Origin of the sequence: Natrinema sp. HArc-T2, assembly GCF_041821085.1 — an archaeon.
Classification (GTDB): domain Archaea; phylum Halobacteriota; class Halobacteria; order Halobacteriales; family Natrialbaceae; genus Natrinema.
Map to the genome: position 1 here is coordinate 234,028 of NZ_JBGUAZ010000004.1, position 16,254 is coordinate 250,281.

The window sequence follows — 16,254 nt, forward strand, 5'->3', positions numbered from 1 at the left end:
CCGGTCCGGTGCGTTCACGCCGGCATACGCAGCGCATACAGGATCGCGACCAGTCCACAGAGCTGGCTGCACTGGCTGAGGACGGCGGCGAGTGACTCCGACAGAAACGGCAGCGCCACGTAGAGCAACAACAGGACGAACGGCACCGCGAGCGCCAGCGCGAACCCGACGGCGATGAACAACATCGGTCGACTGTCGTTTCGCCGATAGCCCCGATAGGCCTGATAGGCGATGAACAGCCCGATGAGCGCGCTCAGCACGTCGGTCGCCTGCACGAACGTTGTGACCCACTCCGGCGGCAGCGCGGGGTCCCAGAGCTGTATCGGTCCCTGCACGTTACATCCCCTCGATGAGTCTCGTAAAGCGGTCGGCGATGTCTTCGCGGCGGTCGATGTGCAGCGTCAGTCCGCCGCCCTCGAGTTCGACCGTGATCCGCTCGAGATTCGTCGCGTAGACGGTTCGGTGGTGGCCCCGGTCGGGATCTGGTTTGGTCCGTTCGACGAGGAGACCACACTCGCGGAGGTCCTCTAACCGCCGGTACACCGTGGGTTTCGACGCCTCACAGTGCTCGCTCAACGTGGTCGCTGACATGGGTTCCTGGCTTGTCTTGGTGAGGATCGTACGCACTGTCGGGTCCTCGAGCAAGGTCCCGATCGTCTCGACGTCGACCTCCTCACTCACGGTTGGAGAGTGTACAGAGAAGAGATATAAAGGGGTTATCGCCACTGCAGCCGCTGCAGTCGTGCGAGCCGAGTTTTCCCGTCTCGCCTCGTTGGTCGAGATATGACGCCATCGACCCGCTCGTCGGGAGCGCTCGAGCGACTCGTCGAACTGACTCGCCGCGTCGCGACGCGGCTCGCAGCCTCGGTGGCCGGTCCCGCTGGCGACCGGCTTCGACCGACTGCGGGTGGCGGACTGCTCGTCGTGCTCGCAAGCGTCGCGGTGAGCCTCGCCGCCGCTCCCGCACTCGGTGACAGCGTCCGGATCCGCTGGAGTATCGGCACCTACTACGGGCCCGAATACGCCCCGACGCCGCTCGCGCTGGCCGCGTTTCCGGCCATCATCGCGGTGATCTACGTCGGCTTCTGGGCGGTGCGTGTCGGCCTCGAGCGCACCGGTGCGTTCGACGCAACCGACGACCTCGTCCGATCCGTCTACGAACTGTGTGCGCTGGTGACGCTGTTGACGCTCGTGGTCGTCCAAGTCCTGTTCGTCGCGGCGAATCTCCTGTAAGCACGCCTCCGACAGCAGACAGTGAAGGCTCGACCACGACGGGATCGATGCGACTGCCGGGCCCGATCTCACCCTTCGAACGGTGAGCGTCACGTTCGATGACTTATATATGCCCCTCCATATCTGGGCACCCCGCCTAATCCGAACGGTACCGTCATTCTAGCTACCGGCACACCAGACTTATGACAGCATACGAGTTTACCTGCCCGGACTGCCAACGGTCGATTACGGTGACCGACCCGATGCGAGCGGCGACGCTGGCCAACGGCTGCCCGGTCTGTGGCCGATCAGTGACAGAAAGCAATTTCGCACTCTGAGGATTCGCGCGGCAAACCACAGGATCGACCTCTCATACGGACTACTGTCAGTCACTGTCGGCGCAACCGCGACCGCCCTGCGGGTGCACCGGTCAATCGGTACAGCATACCGTATCAGCGGTTCGACGGACGTCCATTTCGGAACCCACGACACAGAACATAGGACCCTTACCTTCCTTTAACATCCCTCATGATAGGTTTTTACGACGGACTATCGTGGTAGTTGGTAGCATGACTGACGCCACGTACGTCCAGAAGGCGTGTGCCTACATCACCCGCAGACCGGGCGAACTCCTGGTCTTCGAAGGGCCGGGCCACGACGGCCTGCAGATTCCGAAAGGAACCCTCGAGCCCGGCGAGTCACCCCGGGAGGCGCTGTTCAGAGAGGTCCGCGAGGAGAGCGGACTCGGCACGCTGAGTGACACCCGCCATCTGACGACCGACGTCTGGACACGGCGCGCGGGCAGACGGTACGTCCGCCACTTCTTCCATGCGACGGTGTACGAGCCTCGCGACCGGTGGACCCACACTGTCAGCGACGGCGGGGCCGAACACGGCGCGATGTTTTCGTTCCGCTGGGTCCGACCGACGACCGCCCAGCCGTTCGCGCTCGAGCTCGACGCGTACGTCGACCTGCTGCCGACCGTGTCCCGAACCGACGAGGTCTCGAGTGCATCGGACTGATACAGACGGCTGTCAGTCAGTGCCGACGCACCCACGACCCGCCATGCGGGTGCGCCGGTAACCAGTGACAGCAGACCGTATGAGAGTTACCGTCCTACGAGAGTGCACGCTCGACGGCGTTCGCGACGTCCATCGCTTTTTCGGCCAGCTCGTCGGACACTAACCCGTCTGCGACGGCGGCCTCGAGTTCGTCCGCGTCGACGATTTCGACCGCCCCGTCGGGCCGGCGGATCACGTCGACGTAGAGGTCGACGTACCGCACACAATCCGGGAAGAGTTCGACCGGGGTACAGACGTTGACGTAGGTTCCCTTCGACGTGCCGTCGGCGGCCTTGTAGGTCGTCGGATACCACCACCGTCCTTCGCGGAACTTCGTCACTGCCACATCGCCGTCGTCCTTGGGAGTCCCGAGCGCGTCGTAGCTGCCGCCGCCGCGCATCGAGCGCTCGAGGGTGATCTTGCCCTCGGGATCCCAGTGGGTGACCTCGCCGCGGCCGAGCGAGATACGTCGCCCGTCGGGTTTGCCGTGACCGATCTCGAGGCGATCGCCAGTTGTAGGGCCGAACTGGCGCGTGACGGCTGCAAACGGGAAGTCATCGCCATCTGCGGCATCGTCGGTCGGCTCACAGACCGCCTCTGCGAAATCCACCGCTGCGCTCGCAGCCTGGTCGGCTGCCTTCGTCCGGTGATGGCCGGGCATCGTCGTCTCCACGCGCCGGCGCACCCCATCGAGCGCGAACCGGGACTGGCGGCCAAACCGGACCCACGCGGTTCGCTGGGGGGCAGCGAGAAGCGCCGGCTCGCCCGGCTGGTCGGACGCGTCGGCGAGGGCATCCTCGAGCAGACGTGCGCGACCGGCCGCGTCCTCAAGGGCGGTCCCCATTGCCTCGAGGTCCGCATCGACCGCGGCGTGTTGCCAGCGGACTCCCCACCCGTCAGGAATCTCGACCGAGAGCAGATCGGTCATGCCGACGAGTTCGTCCGCACGCTCGCCGCGCATCGCCGCCGAGACGCCGGTTCGGTCACGCGAAAGGGCACAGAGCCCACCCTGCACCTCGAGGATCGGCTGTACTCGCGGCCGATCGTCGTCCCACGGCGGCGTGGGCTCGGTGACTTGCACCCGGTAGCGGTTGCCGGCGTCGACGTAGCCGTCGACGTCGTCGTAGCTGAGATAGCCGCGCCGACCGTCGCCGAGATCGACGACGGCACCGCTGCCGCCATCGGCCTCGAGCACCTCGGCGTCGAAGACCGCGCCACGAGCAACCTCGTCGTCCCAGCGGAAGGTATCGATGGCGAGGCTCTCGAGTTTGCCTGCGGCTGTCGTGACCGCATCGACGTCGCCCGACACCTCGACACCCTGCCGGTCGCGGGTGGTTTCGATCGAAACATCTGCCGGGACGGTGTCGAACGACTGGTCGAACCGCTCCTGAATCGGGTCGGAGGCCTGGACGACCTCGTAGCCGGCCTCGCTCAATAATTGCGTGACCGCGGTCGTATAGATCCCGCGGACGCGAGCCGTCGTCATCGGTTTTCCTCCGTCGTCCGTCGTGGATCGCTCGAGCGCGATCCAATCGTTGCCTCGAACACGGTGATCACCGCAAGATCTCGCGGTCGGGCGCGAACCGCACCCGGTCGTCGATCGTCGGCCCGAGGGTGAGTTCGACGGACCCGTCATCGAGCAACCGACCGTTCTCGATGGAGACGCCCCAGGTGTCGAACCGCAACCAGCCGCGCATTTCGTCGGCGTGAGTCGTGATGTCGGCGTACTCAACGGCGTGTTCCGGATAGTCGGCACTCGAGTGTGCCATATCCATATCGGAGTAGACGGCGTCGTGCTCGTCGAAGAAGTCCTCCAGCGCCGCCGCGTCCTCGGCGACGGCGTCGACGACGGCCTCGGAGGCGGCCCGGAGGTCATCGGTCTCGAGGCCGACATCGCGAAGCGCCTGCTGGGTTCGCTGGTCGAAATGCATAGCCGCCGGTTGGGCCGGGAGACCTTTGATCATTCCGAGTTCGCGTCGGTCGCTACGGTGCGGTGACTCAGCCCACCGTGTCCGCCGGCACGCGTCAGTCCGCCTGTCGTTCCGTTCGCTATTACTGTAGGCGAAACGTTTGATACTGGTGGTTGCCGACGATGCACATGAGTGGCGAACTACACAGAACAAACCTCAACGACGAACAGGCAACCGGTATCATCAGCGCAGCACGGACCAGTCTCGGCGACACGCTTCGAAGCGTGATCTACTTCACGCCGTCAGCGTTCGATATCCTGTATCTCCGGCAGGACCTCTACGGCTCGCGGGCCGACGCCCGTGACGCCAAATCCCAACTGGTCGAGTTCGAACAGGCCGGCTTCTCCGAGGTCCCTGTCCGGACGGCGATCGCCCGCAGAGAGAGCGACTCGGACATCGGCGACTACGAGTTTACCGTCCGCTTCCACGAAAACGGGTTCGTCGTCAGGGTGCTCCAGCGAGAGGTCGGCATCCTGCTGACGATCGACAGCATGGACGTCAACGCGTTCGAGGACGCTGCCGTCGCGATCCAGCGACTCCTCGACAGCGAGTAGACCGTTCACTCAGGTAGCGTCGCTCGCGACCTACTGTGTGGGGACTGGCAATGCAACGCTTGCGTCGCCGGTTGCCGAACCTATACCGGGCCGGCGACAGTATGTCCGGTCATGCAGCGCAGTCGCGATCCGGTCGAGCAGGCCGAGGATCGACGCGGCGACGGAACGGTCGATCTCTACGACATCTCGACGTGGGAGCCACGGTCAGCCGTCGATTTGCTCGCGTACACACTCTACAGTACGGTTCGCTACGGACTCCGTGCGCTCGTCTTGCTGACCGCCATCGCGATCACCGTCTCGTTGCTGATCTCGCCGGCCGCGATCGTCCTCGAGGATCCGTTCGTCGCAATCTTCTTCGGGCTCTCGGTCGTGCCCGCGGGGTTGCTCGCAACATATATTTGGTATGCAGATATCACGACGAGCGAACCGCTTGGATTGCTCGTCGTGACCTTTCTCCTTGCGGTCCTGTTCGCGACGTTCGCGGCCCTCATCAACTCGCTCAGTCAGGTTGCCCTCGGCTTCGGCAGCGGTGTACTCTTTTTCTACCTGATCGTCGGCCCCGTCGAAGAGACGGTCAAACTCCTCGCCGTCTACGTGTTTGCCTATCGGAGCAGTAGCTTCACCGCCGTCATCGACGGGGCGGTCTACGGGGCCGTCGCCGGGCTTGGCTTTGCAGCCATCGAAAACGCCATCTACATCAGCCGGGTTATCGGTGAAGCGAGTCCCGAAGTAAACCTCTTCGTCACCGCAAGCGGGATCGCGACGGTCCGTGCGCTAGCCGGACCCGGCCACGTCATCTACTCGGCGATCGCGGGCTACTACCTTGGCTTAGCGAAGTTCAACCGGGAGTACGCCGGCCCGATCGTTCTCAAAGGACTCCTCGTCGCCGCGTTCGTCCACGGCACGTACAACGTCACGGTCGGCATCGTTCCACAGTTCCTCGCGGGTCTCCTGCCCGTCGGCTACGGCGTCGCATTCGTGGGCTACGTGATCGGCTACGACGTCACCGTCGGATACTACCTCTATCGAAAACTCGCCCGCTATCGAGACGCCTATCTGACGCTCAGTGACGACGGCGCCGACACGCCGCGTCCGGAGCTGACGGAATTCGAGCCGCCACAGCGCTGACTCGCCGGTCTTCCCGACCGAATCGTGACTCATACGGACACCTGTCAGTCAGTTCCGATGCACCCACGACCCGCACTGCGGGTGCACCGGTCACTTGGGACAGCAGACCGTATCAGCGGTCTTCAAATCGTGCCTCGAGCAGCCGTTCGACGTACTTCGCGAGCACGTCGACCTCGAGGTGAACCGGATCGCCGGGCTCCTTCTCGGAGAGTGTCGTCAGCTCGTAGGTCGTCGGGATGATCGCGACGGTGACACGTCCGGCCTCCGCGTCGAGGTCGGCGACGGTCAGGCTGATCCCATCGAGCGTGATCGACCCCTTCTCGACGACGTAGCGGTCGTACCCCTCCGGCAGCTCGAACTCGAAGAACCAGTCTTCCTCGACCGATTCAACGTTCCGTACTGTCGCGACCGCGTCGACGTGACCCTGCACGACGTGGCCGTCGAACCGACCGTCGGCCGGCATCGCCCGCTCGAGGTTGACCGTGTCGCCCGTCTCGAGGTCGCCCAGATACGTCCGCTCGATGGTCTCGGTCGCCAGGAAGACCTCGAACCACGTTCCCTCCTCGTATCGCTCGACGGTGAGACACGCGCCGCTGACGCTGATGCTCTGGCCGTGCTCGAGTTCCGTCGCGACCTCGTCGGCCCCGATCCGCAGTCGGAGGCCGTCGTCGGTTCGCTCTCGGGCGACGATCTCGCCGGTCTCTTCGACGATCCCCGTAAACATATTCACAACTGGCAGGCGGTGGGGGAAAGCCGTTCCGGGTCCAACTCACAGCGGCGTCGCGTCCGGCATGCCTACGGTCGGGGCAGCCTCAGGATTGTGGTGTGACCGACTCGTCACCGACGGCGGTGCGCACGCCGGAGAACTCGAATCGCGCGCCGCCGGCTGCGCTTTCGGTGACGGTGACGTCCCACTCGTGGGCCTGTGCGATTTCGCGGACGATATTCAGGCCGAGCCCGGTTCCGTCGGGGTTCGTGGTCCAGCCGGGCTCGAGGACGCGGTCGCGCTCGTCCGGCGGGATACCCGGGCCGTCGTCCGCGACGTAAAACCCGTCGTCGCCGAGTCCGACGGTGACGGTGACGCCGTCGCCATCGTGCTCGGTGGCGTCCTGCCGAGTGTTCGAGGCAGGGCTCGTCGAGCCGTGCTCGACGGAGTTTCGAAACAGGTTCTCGAACAGGTTCCGGATACGACTCTCGTCGGCGAAAAACTGCCCATCGGAGTCGATCTGCAGCGAGGCGTCGGCTGTCGCCACAGTGTCCCAGCAGGTCGTAACGACGTCACCGAACGAGAGTGCGTCGACCGACTCGAGGTCGTACCCACACCGAACCATCGTCAACACGTCGTCGATGATTCCCGCCATCCGATCGAGGACGGTTTCGAGGTCGTCGGGCTGTTCGAGGTCGGCGTCCGTTTGTGCGGTCGCGACAAGCCCCTGGGCGACGTTGAGGGGGTTGCGAAGGTCGTGGGCGACGACGCGTGCGAACTCGTCTAAGCGGTCGTTCTGACGCTCGAGTTCCTGTTCGTACGCGAGTCGGTTGAGCGCAATTTCGGCGTTCAGCGACAACACGAACGCGAGTTCTACGTCCGACTGGTCGAACGCGTCGATGTCGGAATCGACGATACTGATAACGCCATGGTCGCCGAGCGGGAGATACATCGCGGAGTGTGCCTCGCCGCGGTCGTGATCGTCCTCGAGCGACTGGAGGTTCTCGTATCGAATCGGCTCGCCACGTTGGAACGCGCGGCTGACGGGAGCATCTCCATCGAGCGGATAATCGGGCCGGTCACCCATCTCCGATTCCGCTTGCTCGGTGACGGCGACCGGATGCAGATACGCGTCGTCGACGACGAGTCGAACGACGTTGTGCTTGTAGCCGAGAATCTTACTCGCAGCATCGGCGATGAGTTGTGCGATCTCCGTTCGGTCGTCTGCCTCCATCAGCCAGCGCGTCGCCGTGTGAAGTGCCTGGAGCTGTCGCTCGTACTCCTTGCGGGCCGTCACGTTCCGGAAGACACCCACGACGTGCTGTCGCTCCTGCAGTTCGAAGACGTGAGCGTTGATCTCAACCGAGACCCGGTTGCCGTCTTTCGTTTCGACGTAGATGTCGGAGCCGTCCGGAAACTGTGTGAAGATCGACTGGCCGGAACCGACGTGCGTTTCGAAGAGCTCACGGTAGGACGCTTCCTCACCCGACGGATGGAGGGCCGATTGCGGCTCGCCGACGAGCTCATTCGGCTCGTATCCGGTGAGTTCTGTCACCTGCTGGTTCACCTCGATGATTTCGCCCGTTTCCGCGTCCGCGACAAAGACCGCATCCGGCACTGCCTCGAGGATAGTCTGATATTTCGTCCGCAGCGCTTTCTGCTCGCTGATGTCCCGGACGACGGCCATGAATTCGCGTCGCCCGTTCGTCTCGATCGGACTCAGGCTGATGTCGACTGGAAGCTTCGAACCGTCCTTTTGTCGGCCTGAGAGCTCGAGATTGACGCCCATCGGACGAGTTTCGGGGGCAGTGATGTACGCGTCGCGTTGGGCGACGTGCTCGTCTCGGACAGCCTCCGGAACGAGAATTTCGATCGGCTCACCGACGAGTTCGGGCGGCTCGTACCCGAACAGGTCAGTCACACGTGCATTCGCGTAGGTAATCCGGCCATCGGTATCGACGAGGAGGATAGCATCGGGAGAGGCTTCACAGATCGCTTCGTATCGCTGTCTCGATTGGTGTGACATGACGCTCGTCGGGCTCGGAGCCGATACTGATACCCCGGGCGCCATCTATTTCAAAGTTTTAGTGAATAGTCAATCCCATATAACGAAATCAAATCCACCAAGCCGGACAGCGACAGCGCCACCGCGAGCGACCGAAACCGCTGCCGTCGCGTTTTTACAGTTCAGACGCGATGTACCGCCAATGGCCGGCATCATCGACACGATCAAACTCGCAGGCACGCTCGTTCTTGCCCTTCCCGCTGCGATCGCCGGGCTCGAGCTCGTGTTGATTCGCGGGCAGACGACGTTCGGCGTCGCCCTCATCGGGCTCGCGGTCGGACTCGTCGCTATCCAACACTGGCTGACGCTTCCGACTGACATCCCGGAACTGCTCGCAAAACGGTTCGTCGGCGCCATCACGAAAGACCCTGACCCCGACTCCGAGGACGAACGCTAACGCGACGGCGTCCCTGGCGAGCCGGACTGCTATCACGCTACCGCTCGAGCAGCGCCGCCGGCGACAGCGAATGTGCAGGGGCCGCGAGTCGGTCGGGTCGTTCGCCCTCGTCAGTGACGACTACCACGTCGGCGATCCGGAGCCGACTCGTCTCGTCGACGCGGGCGGCCACATCGAGTCGGACCACGGCCCCGGGTTCGATTTCGTCGCTGCCGTCGATCGGCCCTTCGCAGGACTCGAGGCCGACGCCGGAGACGGTGGCCTCGACCTCGTCGCTGTCGTCGAGTCCGAACGAGCGCACTTCTGCCTCGAGATCGGCTGCGACGGTGTGGACGGACGCCGAGCCGGCCGTCAGCAGCGACCGCGCGGAGCGAAACGACTGGGTGACGGCGACGTGGACGCGCCGTTCCCGACCGCCGTCGCTGTCGACGACGAGTGTACGGACGAGTCCGCCGTAGTAGCCGGACGGCCCGCGGGGTGTGGCTGCGAGTACGATCGACTCGTCGGGTCGGAGTGCCTCTCTGTCGGCGTCGGTGTCTGGATGAGAGACAGTCTCGGGATTGACGGCGGTGTTGCCAGCTGGGAACGCACCCGCGCCGACGATCGCCTCGTCGATGGCGATCCGCAAGCGGGCGGGCGTCAGCGGGACGGTGTCGCCGTTCCCATCTTCAACCGCGAGCCGACCGTCGACGATCGCCGCGTCGGCCAGGACCGACGCGGCCCGTCGAATCCCAGCGCTCGCTGCGCGTTGTGCGACCGCAATCCGGTCGCACTCGCCGGTGGTTTTCGTCGCCCGCGCCCGTGCGATGGCCTCCGTCGAGGCCACCTCGAAGCCCGCGTTCTCGAGGTAGAGCGCCGCATCGTGTGGGACGTGTGGTGGGGTCAGGATCGTCCCCTCGGGACCGCGATCCGCAAGCGTCGCCGCGAGGTCAGCAGCGGGATGGCCGTCGCTTGCGTCAGCCGAGCGGACGAGCCACTCGTCGGTGGTGCCGTCGTACGCGACGGCAGTACGTCCGTGTGGCATCGACTCGCAGCAATAGCGGATCGACGGCTCGCGTCCGCGACCGGCGTGGACGAATGCGGTCGCGTCTCGGGTCTCGAGTGTGGAAGCCAGCACGTCGGCTGCATTCTCACGCCGCTCGCGGGCGAGCGCCGACGGTGACGGACCATCGGCTGGCAGACCGTGCTCGATCCCGCGATCGTCCGCTCCGGTCACGGCGCTTCGGCTTCGGCCTCGAGCCCGTCGGCGTCCCCGTCGTCGACCGGCTGCTGGGCCTCCTCGACGAGTTCCTCGAGGGTCAGCTCCGTCAGTTCGTTTTTCAGCAGGACGTCGACCGGCAGCGTGGGCGCGCCGTCGACGAGGTTCTCGAGGAGGACGAGCCGCTCGCGGGCTCGAGACATGCCGACGTAGAAGACGCGCCGTTCGTTGTCCGTCAGGACGGGCACTGGCGAGGTCGTCTTGGTGAATTCCTCGCAGCCCGGAATGGCTTCGGGGTCGTCGACGGTGGCGACCATCTGCTCGACGACCTTCTCGGTGAGGTCGGTGCCGACGAGGACGTGGTCGGCCTCACGACCCTTCGCGGAGTGGATCGTGCCGACGCGGACCCGGTCGGTGTCCATCCCCTGGTACTCGCCGATCGCGAAGTAGGCGCGGACGCTCTTTTTCTGGAAGTTGGTGACCTTCCGGAGCATATCCGAGGCAGAGGCTGGGCCGGGCATGAACGGCACGTGGTCGGAGATGACCTCGGTCGGAATCATGAGGTTCTCGAGGTCGTCGATGCCGGCGTCCTCCTGGCGCTCGTCGATCTCGTCGAAGAGGTCGTCGCGGTCGTTGGTGCCAAAGGCCGACTCCTGGAGCATGTCGGCGAGTCGGCGGGCCTGCAGGCCGGTGACGTCCTCGCCGGCGTCGATCGCTTCGACCGCGCGGACGTACTGGGTGAGCCGGTCGGTCCACATCCGCTGATCGGTCAGCGAGGTGAACGGCACCCCTTCGGTGATGAACTCGTCGATGAACTGGAACATCTGGTAGCGGGCGCGGAACAACACCATGATGGTGCCGTCGCCCTCGACGAGCGTGCGCCGCACCATCCGGACGACGTCGAGCATCGACGCATTGGTGCGTGCCTCGACGGCTCCGCCTTCCTTTCGGGGCTTGAGGTCTTTGTCCTGGCGCTGGTCGATGTGGCGGATTTCCTTGTTGACCGCGTTGAGGACGTTCGAGGGCAGCCGGTAGGAGTTCGGGAGAATAATGTCGTCGTCAACCTCTTCCTCGAGCAAGAGCGCGGGATCGGCACCCTGCCAGGAGTAGACGACCTGGTCGTCGTCGCCGGCGATCAGCACCTGCTTCATGTGGGGTTTCCACTCCTCGTAGACGTCGTACTGCAGGGTCGTGATGTCCTGGAACTCGTCGATCACGAGGTAGTCGACGTTGGGCAGCAGCGAGCGCTGTTCGACGCGCTCTAACATATCGGCGAAGCCGATCTTGCCCTGTTCGCCCTTGTAGGAGCGCCAGGCACGGATCGCTTCGGGGACGTCGATCCGGTCGTCGTCGCTGGGCCAGGTCGGGGTGTATTTGTTCCCCTCCTGGGCGTTGGGGTCGATCTCCGGTGGGAGTCGGACTTCCTCTTCGTCCCACTGGAAGGGGACGTCGTACCAGTCGGAGACGTCGCGGCTGGTTCGCTGGAGCCACTGACTGGTCGCGATGACTTTGTTGCCGATCGTCGTCGACCGGGCGGTTCGGCGGCCAGCACCCGAGTACTCGTCTTCGTACTCGATACCGTACTCGTCACAGAAGTCCTCTTTGTCGGATTCGCCGATGACGTCGCTTCGAGAGAGATCAAGGAGCTCGTAGGCCTTCGCGTGCATCGTACAGACGTTGCCCTGCAGCGCACGTGGGCTCTCGCCGAGGCGTTCGGCGAGTCGTTCTCGGACCTCTTGCGCTGCCGCTCGCGTGTACGAGACAACGAGAATGTCTCGGAAGGTAACGCCGTCCTGATCGAGAATATCTTCGACGTGGTCGAGAAGCGCGGTCGTCTTCCCGCTTCCCGGACCGCCGAACAGGCGGGTAACCGTCGTGTCCGTCGTAGCCATTGTAGCTGTACAAGAGCGCGACACGCATAAGTGACGTGGGTTTTCGTCGACAGAAACGAGCGCTCACGGATCGCGCGAAGAGCGGGCCTCGCGGACGTCAGCGCCATCACGGATCTTGTCCTGACAGTCTGGGCACACGCGTGGTTCGTCGACACCACGTGGGGTGAACACTCGTGCGTATCGTTTAGTAACGAACGCACCACAGTTCTGGCATTCCGGCATATTTACTTCAATTGATCGTCACGAGTGCTGAACTATAACTGTATTGAATACTACATGATAGAAACGGCGGCGAGCACACTATAGAATCAACGGTAACAGTTAACAAATCAGTCGCACAGTCCCCTGTGCGATCGGGTATGCAGTGACGGTGTGGCAGACACCTATCGGTGGCTACGATCGTTTACACCGAGTGCAACGCAATGGTCGGGGACGGATCACGACAGCAACGTGTGCCGTGTCCCCGGTGCAAAAGGCGGCTTACGACGCTGGTTCCCAGCCGCAAACGGTACAGGCGCTGGCGGACGGATCGTGAAGGCCGCCACACTCCGGGCACTGCTTTTTGTTATACTCTTGTTCCCACCCTACTGGTTCGACCGAGTGACCGCGATCGGCGAGGAATTGATCGATGACGTCGTCACCGGCATCACTGGGTGAGGTTGCCATAGGTGTGTGAACGCACAGCACAATAATAAATCGTTGGGTCGGTGAAGATGCTGCCCCCTCCACAAACCCACACACGTCGTCGAAACATCACGACCCCTATCAATGGGTGCCAGCGCACCCGTCTGGCGGGTTGTAGCTGGTCGAGACACAGTGTCAGCAGATCGTCCCGACCCACCGCAGACCGGCGGGTCGAACGACCCACGTCCTTTTCTCGCTCTCGTCCGAACACTACGATATGAGCGATCTGCGCCTCAATGCGACCCAACTCGACCGCTACTCGAGACACGTCATCATGGACGAGATCGGCCCCGAAGGCCAGCAGCGGCTGCTCGAGGGGTCCGTCCTGATCGTCGGCGCAGGCGGGCTCGGCTCGCCGGCGATCCAGTACCTCGCGGCAGCCGGCGTCGGTCGACTGGGGATCGTCGACGACGATGTCGTCGAACGCTCGAACTTACAACGCCAGATCGTCCACGGCGACGACGACGTCGACCGACCGAAAGTCGAAAGCGCGGCCGACTACGTCGCGACGCTGAATCCCGACATCGACGTCGAGACCCACGAAACCCGCATCACCGCGGCGAACGTCGACGAACTGGTCGCCGACTACGATGTCGTCCTCGATGCCAGCGACAACTTCGCCACCCGGTACCTGCTCAACGACCACTGTGTGCTCACCGAGACGCCGCTGTTCCACGGCGCGATCTACCGCTTCGAAGGCCAACTCACGTCGTTTACCAACGACCGCGGCGGGGACGACGACCCGCCGTGTTACCGGTGTATCTTCCCCGAAGCACCCGAGCCAGGGACCGTCCCCGACTGTGCGACCACGGGCGTTCTCGGCGTTCTCCCCGGCACCGTCGGCTGTATCCAGGCCACCGAGGTCGTCAAGTATCTCATCGGGAAGGGCGACCTACTCGAGGGCCGCCTCCTGATGTACGACGCGATGGGCATGACCTTCGAGGAAGTGCCGGTACAGTCGAACCCGGCGTGTCCGGTCTGTGGAGACGACCCCGAGATCGAGTCCGTCGAGGACGTCGCCTACGAGGGAACCTGCGAGATTTCGGCGGACTGACCGGCAAGCCGTGTCTCAAGACCGTTACCGACCCAGCGGGGACTGACCGACGCGCGAGCGCACGAGGGTCGGCAACTCCAACCCGCCGGCGACGGCGAGACAGGAGACGAATGCGGTCGTTCCAAGTTTGCCACCCGCACCGGCGAGGGCGGGCGCGACCACGACGTAGACGAGCCCACAGACGAGGCCGGCCCCCGCGACCTGGCCGAGGGTCTCGAGCCGGTCGGCACTCGACATGCCGACGAACGAGGCACAGAAGGCGACGGAAGCCAGCGTCGACCCCAGCGCGGGCAGGACGATCGGGAACGCGAGGCCGGCAGCCAACCCGACCGCTGCGGACGCGACGACCGCACTCGCGCCGGCGTGCGTGCGCAAGATGACAGTTGCGACTGCTGTGACGACGGCGACGACGACGATCGCAGGCACGACGCCCCAGACGAGTGTGCTACCGGCGGCGTAGTCGGCACCGAGCAGGGTCACGCTCGTGAGACAACCAAAGAGTGCGAGCGTGCCGTATTTGCCACCGAAGCCGCCGAAGACGTCCGCCGTCGCGACGAACGCGAGCCCGGCGACCGTTCCCGCGATCGCGACCCCCTCGAGCGATGGGAGGACGGTCGAGGAGACCATCCCGACGAACGACCCACAGTAGGCCGCGCCGCCGACCTGCGGCAGGACAAGGCCGACGGCCAGTCCGACGAGCGCAGAGGCACGAACCGGCCCGAGACCGGCGTGAACGTTCAGCCCGTACGTCAGGACTGCCGCCGTGGCAACCGCGAGCGCGTCGACGGTATCCGTTCGATCGAGACCGATCGCGTCGGCGCTCGAGAGACGCTGACGTTCCGTCTCGGCGACGACGGTGCCCGTGAGCGCGACGCCGAACGGAACGCTCAGGAGCCCGATCGAGAGGTCAGGCGGCGCGCGAACGGCACCGAGGAGTAACACCGCAGGCGTGACGAGCAACGCGACGTAGCCAACGAGTCGAACCGGACCGTACACACGCCGCTTCTCGAGCGAGGAGATCCGAATTGGTTACGATTCTGAAATCGAACCCCGACGTTCGGATCGGAACCGCGATCGTGCGCGACAGCGCTACGGACGCCTGCTGGTCTAGCTCCGCAGCAGGCCGCCGTCGATCGGGATCTCTGCCCCGTTGACGAAACTCGCACGGGGACTCGAGAGGAAGGCGACCACGTCACCGAGCTCGCGGGGCTCGCCGATGCGATTCATCGGGATGTCGCTGGCCATCGCCGCCAGCCCCTCCTCGTAGTCGTCGTAGGTGCCCCGTTCGACCCTGGCATCGATGAGTTCCTCGATTCGGGCCGTCTCGATCGTCCCTGGCAGCACTGCGTTGGCCCGGATCTCGGGGGCGAACTCCCGGGAAATAGTCTTGACGAGGCCGATCACGCCGCGGCGCACCGAGTTCGACAGCAGCAGGCCGTCGACGACTTCCCGGACGGTTCTGGAGGTGATACAGGTGATCGTCCCGTGGTCGGACTCGAGCAGGTGCTCGTAGCTCTCCTCGATCGTCCAGACGACGCTCATCACCAGCAGGTCGTAGGCCTGGTACCAGTCCTGTTCGTCGGTCTCGAGGAAGGTCGTACTCGGCGGTCCACCCGAGGACGTGACGAGGTGGTCGAGGCCGCCGAAGGCGTCGACGGTCTCGCGGACGAGGTGGGAGACGTCGTCGGGATCGGTCAGATCGGCCTGCACCGCGAGCACGTCGCCCGTCCCCATCGCGTCAAGTTCATCGCGGGCGCCTTTGAGCCGTTCCTCGTCGCGGCCACAGATCGCAACGTTCGCACCGTCTTCGGCGAGTGCCTGTGCGCTCGCAAAGCCGAGGCCGCTCGAGGCGGCGGTCACCAACGCCGAATTGCCGTCGAGTTCGAGATCCATGTCCGAACCGACGGGAGCGGTGTACAAATCACTCGGGGAGCCGGCAGGTGGTCCCGCCGTGGCCGTCGAGAACCGCGACACTATCGGTCGACGAGAACGGACTGGATATCACCGATGTCATGGCCGCTGCTGTTCGTTGCGGGACTGTTCGAAATCGCATGGGCGATCGGGCTCCACTACTCCGACGGGCTCTCGAAACCGGTGCCGACGGTTGGAACAGCGGTCGCGCTCGTTGTAAGCATGGTATTGCTCGCGCAAGCGGTGCAGAACCTCCCGATCGGCACCGCGTACGCGGTCTGGACGGGGATCGGCGCGGTCGGGACGGCAACGCTCGGCATCATGCTGTTCGACGAACCAGCAACGCTCGTTCGGCTCGCGTTCATCTTCTGTATCGTCGTCGGGGTCGTCGGTCTCAACGTCGTCTCGAGCGGGCACTGACC

At 64.4% G+C, this 16,254-nt stretch carries 19 protein-coding genes; 8 read left to right on the plus strand and 11 right to left on the minus strand.

The genetic code is table 11. The features are described from left to right. Positions 1-14: 14 nt before the first annotated feature. Together ACERI1_RS11925 and ACERI1_RS11930 are read right to left on the minus strand one after the other, a co-directional pair. Positions 15-335, minus strand: a complete 321-nt coding sequence (locus ACERI1_RS11925) for a hypothetical protein (RefSeq protein WP_373618395.1) — start codon at positions 333-335, stop codon at positions 15-17. 1 nt (position 336) lies between these two features. Beyond that, positions 337-681, minus strand: coding sequence for a helix-turn-helix domain-containing protein (locus tag ACERI1_RS11930; RefSeq protein ID WP_373618396.1), 345 nt, complete (start codon positions 679-681; stop codon positions 337-339). Positions 682-783: 102 nt separating this feature from the next. On the opposite strand from ACERI1_RS11930, the gene ACERI1_RS11935 reads away from it, so the two are divergent. From ACERI1_RS11935 to ACERI1_RS11945, 3 genes are all read left to right on the plus strand, one after another. Next, a complete protein-coding gene (locus ACERI1_RS11935; RefSeq protein ID WP_373618397.1) occupies positions 784-1,233 on the plus strand; it encodes a hypothetical protein in 450 nt (149 codons plus the stop codon). A 182-nt stretch (positions 1,234-1,415) separates the two neighbouring features. After that, positions 1,416-1,550, plus strand: a complete 135-nt coding sequence (locus ACERI1_RS11940; protein WP_138782338.1) for a zinc ribbon domain-containing protein — start codon at positions 1,416-1,418, stop codon at positions 1,548-1,550. Between the two features lie 231 nt (positions 1,551-1,781). Then, complete coding sequence (locus ACERI1_RS11945) at positions 1,782-2,234, plus strand: NUDIX domain-containing protein (RefSeq protein WP_373618398.1); 453 nt, start codon at positions 1,782-1,784, stop codon at positions 2,232-2,234. A 94-nt stretch (positions 2,235-2,328) separates the two neighbouring features. On the opposite strand, the gene ACERI1_RS11950 is transcribed toward ACERI1_RS11945, so the two are convergent. Next, complete coding sequence (locus ACERI1_RS11950; protein WP_373618399.1) at positions 2,329-3,759, minus strand: DUF402 domain-containing protein; 1,431 nt, start codon at positions 3,757-3,759, stop codon at positions 2,329-2,331. Positions 3,760-3,826: 67 nt separating this feature from the next. Further along, positions 3,827-4,204: a hypothetical protein gene (locus tag ACERI1_RS11955; protein WP_373618400.1), complete on the minus strand. Its 378-nt coding sequence runs from the start codon at positions 4,202-4,204 to the stop codon at positions 3,827-3,829. 167 nt (positions 4,205-4,371) lie between these two features. On the opposite strand from ACERI1_RS11955, the gene ACERI1_RS11960 reads away from it, so the two are divergent. Then, a complete protein-coding gene (locus ACERI1_RS11960) occupies positions 4,372-4,797 on the plus strand; it encodes a hypothetical protein (RefSeq protein WP_373618401.1) in 426 nt (141 codons plus the stop codon). A gap of 111 nt (positions 4,798-4,908) precedes the next feature. Then, positions 4,909-5,925 (plus strand): PrsW family intramembrane metalloprotease, encoded by a 1,017-nt coding sequence (locus ACERI1_RS11965; protein WP_373618402.1) that lies wholly within the window; start codon positions 4,909-4,911, stop codon positions 5,923-5,925. Between the two features lie 112 nt (positions 5,926-6,037). On the opposite strand, the gene ACERI1_RS11970 is transcribed toward ACERI1_RS11965, so the two are convergent. Beyond that, positions 6,038-6,649: a riboflavin synthase gene (locus tag ACERI1_RS11970; protein ID WP_373618403.1), complete on the minus strand. Its 612-nt coding sequence runs from the start codon at positions 6,647-6,649 to the stop codon at positions 6,038-6,040. 88 nt (positions 6,650-6,737) lie between these two features. Then, the gene (locus ACERI1_RS11975) at positions 6,738-8,657 is read right to left on the minus strand and encodes a PAS domain-containing sensor histidine kinase (protein WP_373618404.1); all 1,920 of its coding nucleotides are present in this window, start codon (positions 8,655-8,657) and stop codon (positions 6,738-6,740) included. Positions 8,658-8,838: 181 nt separating this feature from the next. On the opposite strand from ACERI1_RS11975, the gene ACERI1_RS11980 reads away from it, so the two are divergent. Beyond that, positions 8,839-9,093, plus strand: a complete 255-nt coding sequence (locus ACERI1_RS11980; RefSeq protein ID WP_373618405.1) for a hypothetical protein — start codon at positions 8,839-8,841, stop codon at positions 9,091-9,093. 37 nt (positions 9,094-9,130) lie between these two features. Here the strand turns inward: ACERI1_RS11980 and ACERI1_RS11985 are convergent, their stop codons facing one another. The 3 genes from ACERI1_RS11985 to ACERI1_RS11995 form a co-directional block, all read right to left on the minus strand. Continuing rightward, positions 9,131-10,309 carry a M24 family metallopeptidase gene (locus ACERI1_RS11985; protein ID WP_373618406.1) on the minus strand — a complete coding sequence of 393 codons (1,179 nt, stop codon included), beginning with the start codon at positions 10,307-10,309 and terminating at the stop codon, positions 9,131-9,133. Further along, a complete protein-coding gene (locus tag ACERI1_RS11990) occupies positions 10,306-12,183 on the minus strand; it encodes a UvrD-helicase domain-containing protein (protein ID WP_373618407.1) in 1,878 nt (625 codons plus the stop codon). Before ACERI1_RS11990 ends, ACERI1_RS11985 begins: the two co-directional genes overlap by 4 nt. A 480-nt stretch (positions 12,184-12,663) precedes the next feature. Continuing rightward, complete coding sequence (locus tag ACERI1_RS11995; protein ID WP_373618408.1) at positions 12,664-12,849, minus strand: HVO_0416 family zinc finger protein; 186 nt, start codon at positions 12,847-12,849, stop codon at positions 12,664-12,666. A 235-nt stretch (positions 12,850-13,084) separates the two neighbouring features. Between ACERI1_RS11995 and ACERI1_RS12000 the strand changes: the two genes are divergently transcribed. Next, a complete protein-coding gene (locus ACERI1_RS12000) occupies positions 13,085-13,921 on the plus strand; it encodes a ThiF family adenylyltransferase (protein ID WP_373618409.1) in 837 nt (278 codons plus the stop codon). 24 nt (positions 13,922-13,945) lie between these two features. On the opposite strand, the gene ACERI1_RS12005 is transcribed toward ACERI1_RS12000, so the two are convergent. After that, the gene (locus ACERI1_RS12005; RefSeq protein ID WP_373618410.1) at positions 13,946-14,917 is read right to left on the minus strand and encodes a hypothetical protein; all 972 of its coding nucleotides are present in this window, start codon (positions 14,915-14,917) and stop codon (positions 13,946-13,948) included. A gap of 111 nt (positions 14,918-15,028) precedes the next feature. Next, complete coding sequence (locus ACERI1_RS12010) at positions 15,029-15,814, minus strand: SDR family oxidoreductase (RefSeq protein ID WP_373618411.1); 786 nt, start codon at positions 15,812-15,814, stop codon at positions 15,029-15,031. A gap of 114 nt (positions 15,815-15,928) precedes the next feature. On the opposite strand from ACERI1_RS12010, the gene ACERI1_RS12015 reads away from it, so the two are divergent. Then, positions 15,929-16,252, plus strand: a complete 324-nt coding sequence (locus tag ACERI1_RS12015) for a multidrug efflux SMR transporter (protein WP_373618413.1) — start codon at positions 15,929-15,931, stop codon at positions 16,250-16,252. Positions 16,253-16,254 lie beyond the last annotated feature (2 nt).

Excerpts from the sequence above, each read along its gene's own strand:
- ACERI1_RS11950 (WP_373618399.1), bottom strand. The coding sequence starts at position 3,759 with ATGACGACGGCTCGCGTCCGCGGGATCTATACGACCGCGGTCACGCAA.
- ACERI1_RS12000 (WP_373618409.1), top strand. The coding sequence starts at position 13,085 with ATGAGCGATCTGCGCCTCAATGCGACCCAACTCGACCGCTACTCGAGA.
- ACERI1_RS11975 (WP_373618404.1), bottom strand. The coding sequence starts at position 8,657 with ATGTCACACCAATCGAGACAGCGATACGAAGCGATCTGTGAAGCCTCT.
- ACERI1_RS11960 (WP_373618401.1), top strand. The coding sequence starts at position 4,372 with ATGAGTGGCGAACTACACAGAACAAACCTCAACGACGAACAGGCAACC.
- ACERI1_RS11945 (WP_373618398.1), top strand. The coding sequence starts at position 1,782 with ATGACTGACGCCACGTACGTCCAGAAGGCGTGTGCCTACATCACCCGC.
- ACERI1_RS11980 (WP_373618405.1), top strand. The coding sequence starts at position 8,839 with ATGGCCGGCATCATCGACACGATCAAACTCGCAGGCACGCTCGTTCTT.
- ACERI1_RS11990 (WP_373618407.1), bottom strand. The coding sequence starts at position 12,183 with ATGGCTACGACGGACACGACGGTTACCCGCCTGTTCGGCGGTCCGGGA.
- ACERI1_RS12010 (WP_373618411.1), bottom strand. The coding sequence starts at position 15,814 with ATGGATCTCGAACTCGACGGCAATTCGGCGTTGGTGACCGCCGCCTCG.
- ACERI1_RS11970 (WP_373618403.1), bottom strand. The coding sequence starts at position 6,649 with ATGTTTACGGGGATCGTCGAAGAGACCGGCGAGATCGTCGCCCGAGAG.
- ACERI1_RS11995 (WP_373618408.1), bottom strand. The coding sequence starts at position 12,849 with ATGGCAACCTCACCCAGTGATGCCGGTGACGACGTCATCGATCAATTC.
- ACERI1_RS11935 (WP_373618397.1), top strand. The coding sequence starts at position 784 with ATGACGCCATCGACCCGCTCGTCGGGAGCGCTCGAGCGACTCGTCGAA.
- ACERI1_RS11940 (WP_138782338.1), top strand. The coding sequence starts at position 1,416 with ATGACAGCATACGAGTTTACCTGCCCGGACTGCCAACGGTCGATTACG.
- ACERI1_RS12015 (WP_373618413.1), top strand. The coding sequence starts at position 15,929 with ATGTCATGGCCGCTGCTGTTCGTTGCGGGACTGTTCGAAATCGCATGG.
- ACERI1_RS11965 (WP_373618402.1), top strand. The coding sequence starts at position 4,909 with ATGCAGCGCAGTCGCGATCCGGTCGAGCAGGCCGAGGATCGACGCGGC.
- ACERI1_RS11955 (WP_373618400.1), bottom strand. The coding sequence starts at position 4,204 with ATGCATTTCGACCAGCGAACCCAGCAGGCGCTTCGCGATGTCGGCCTC.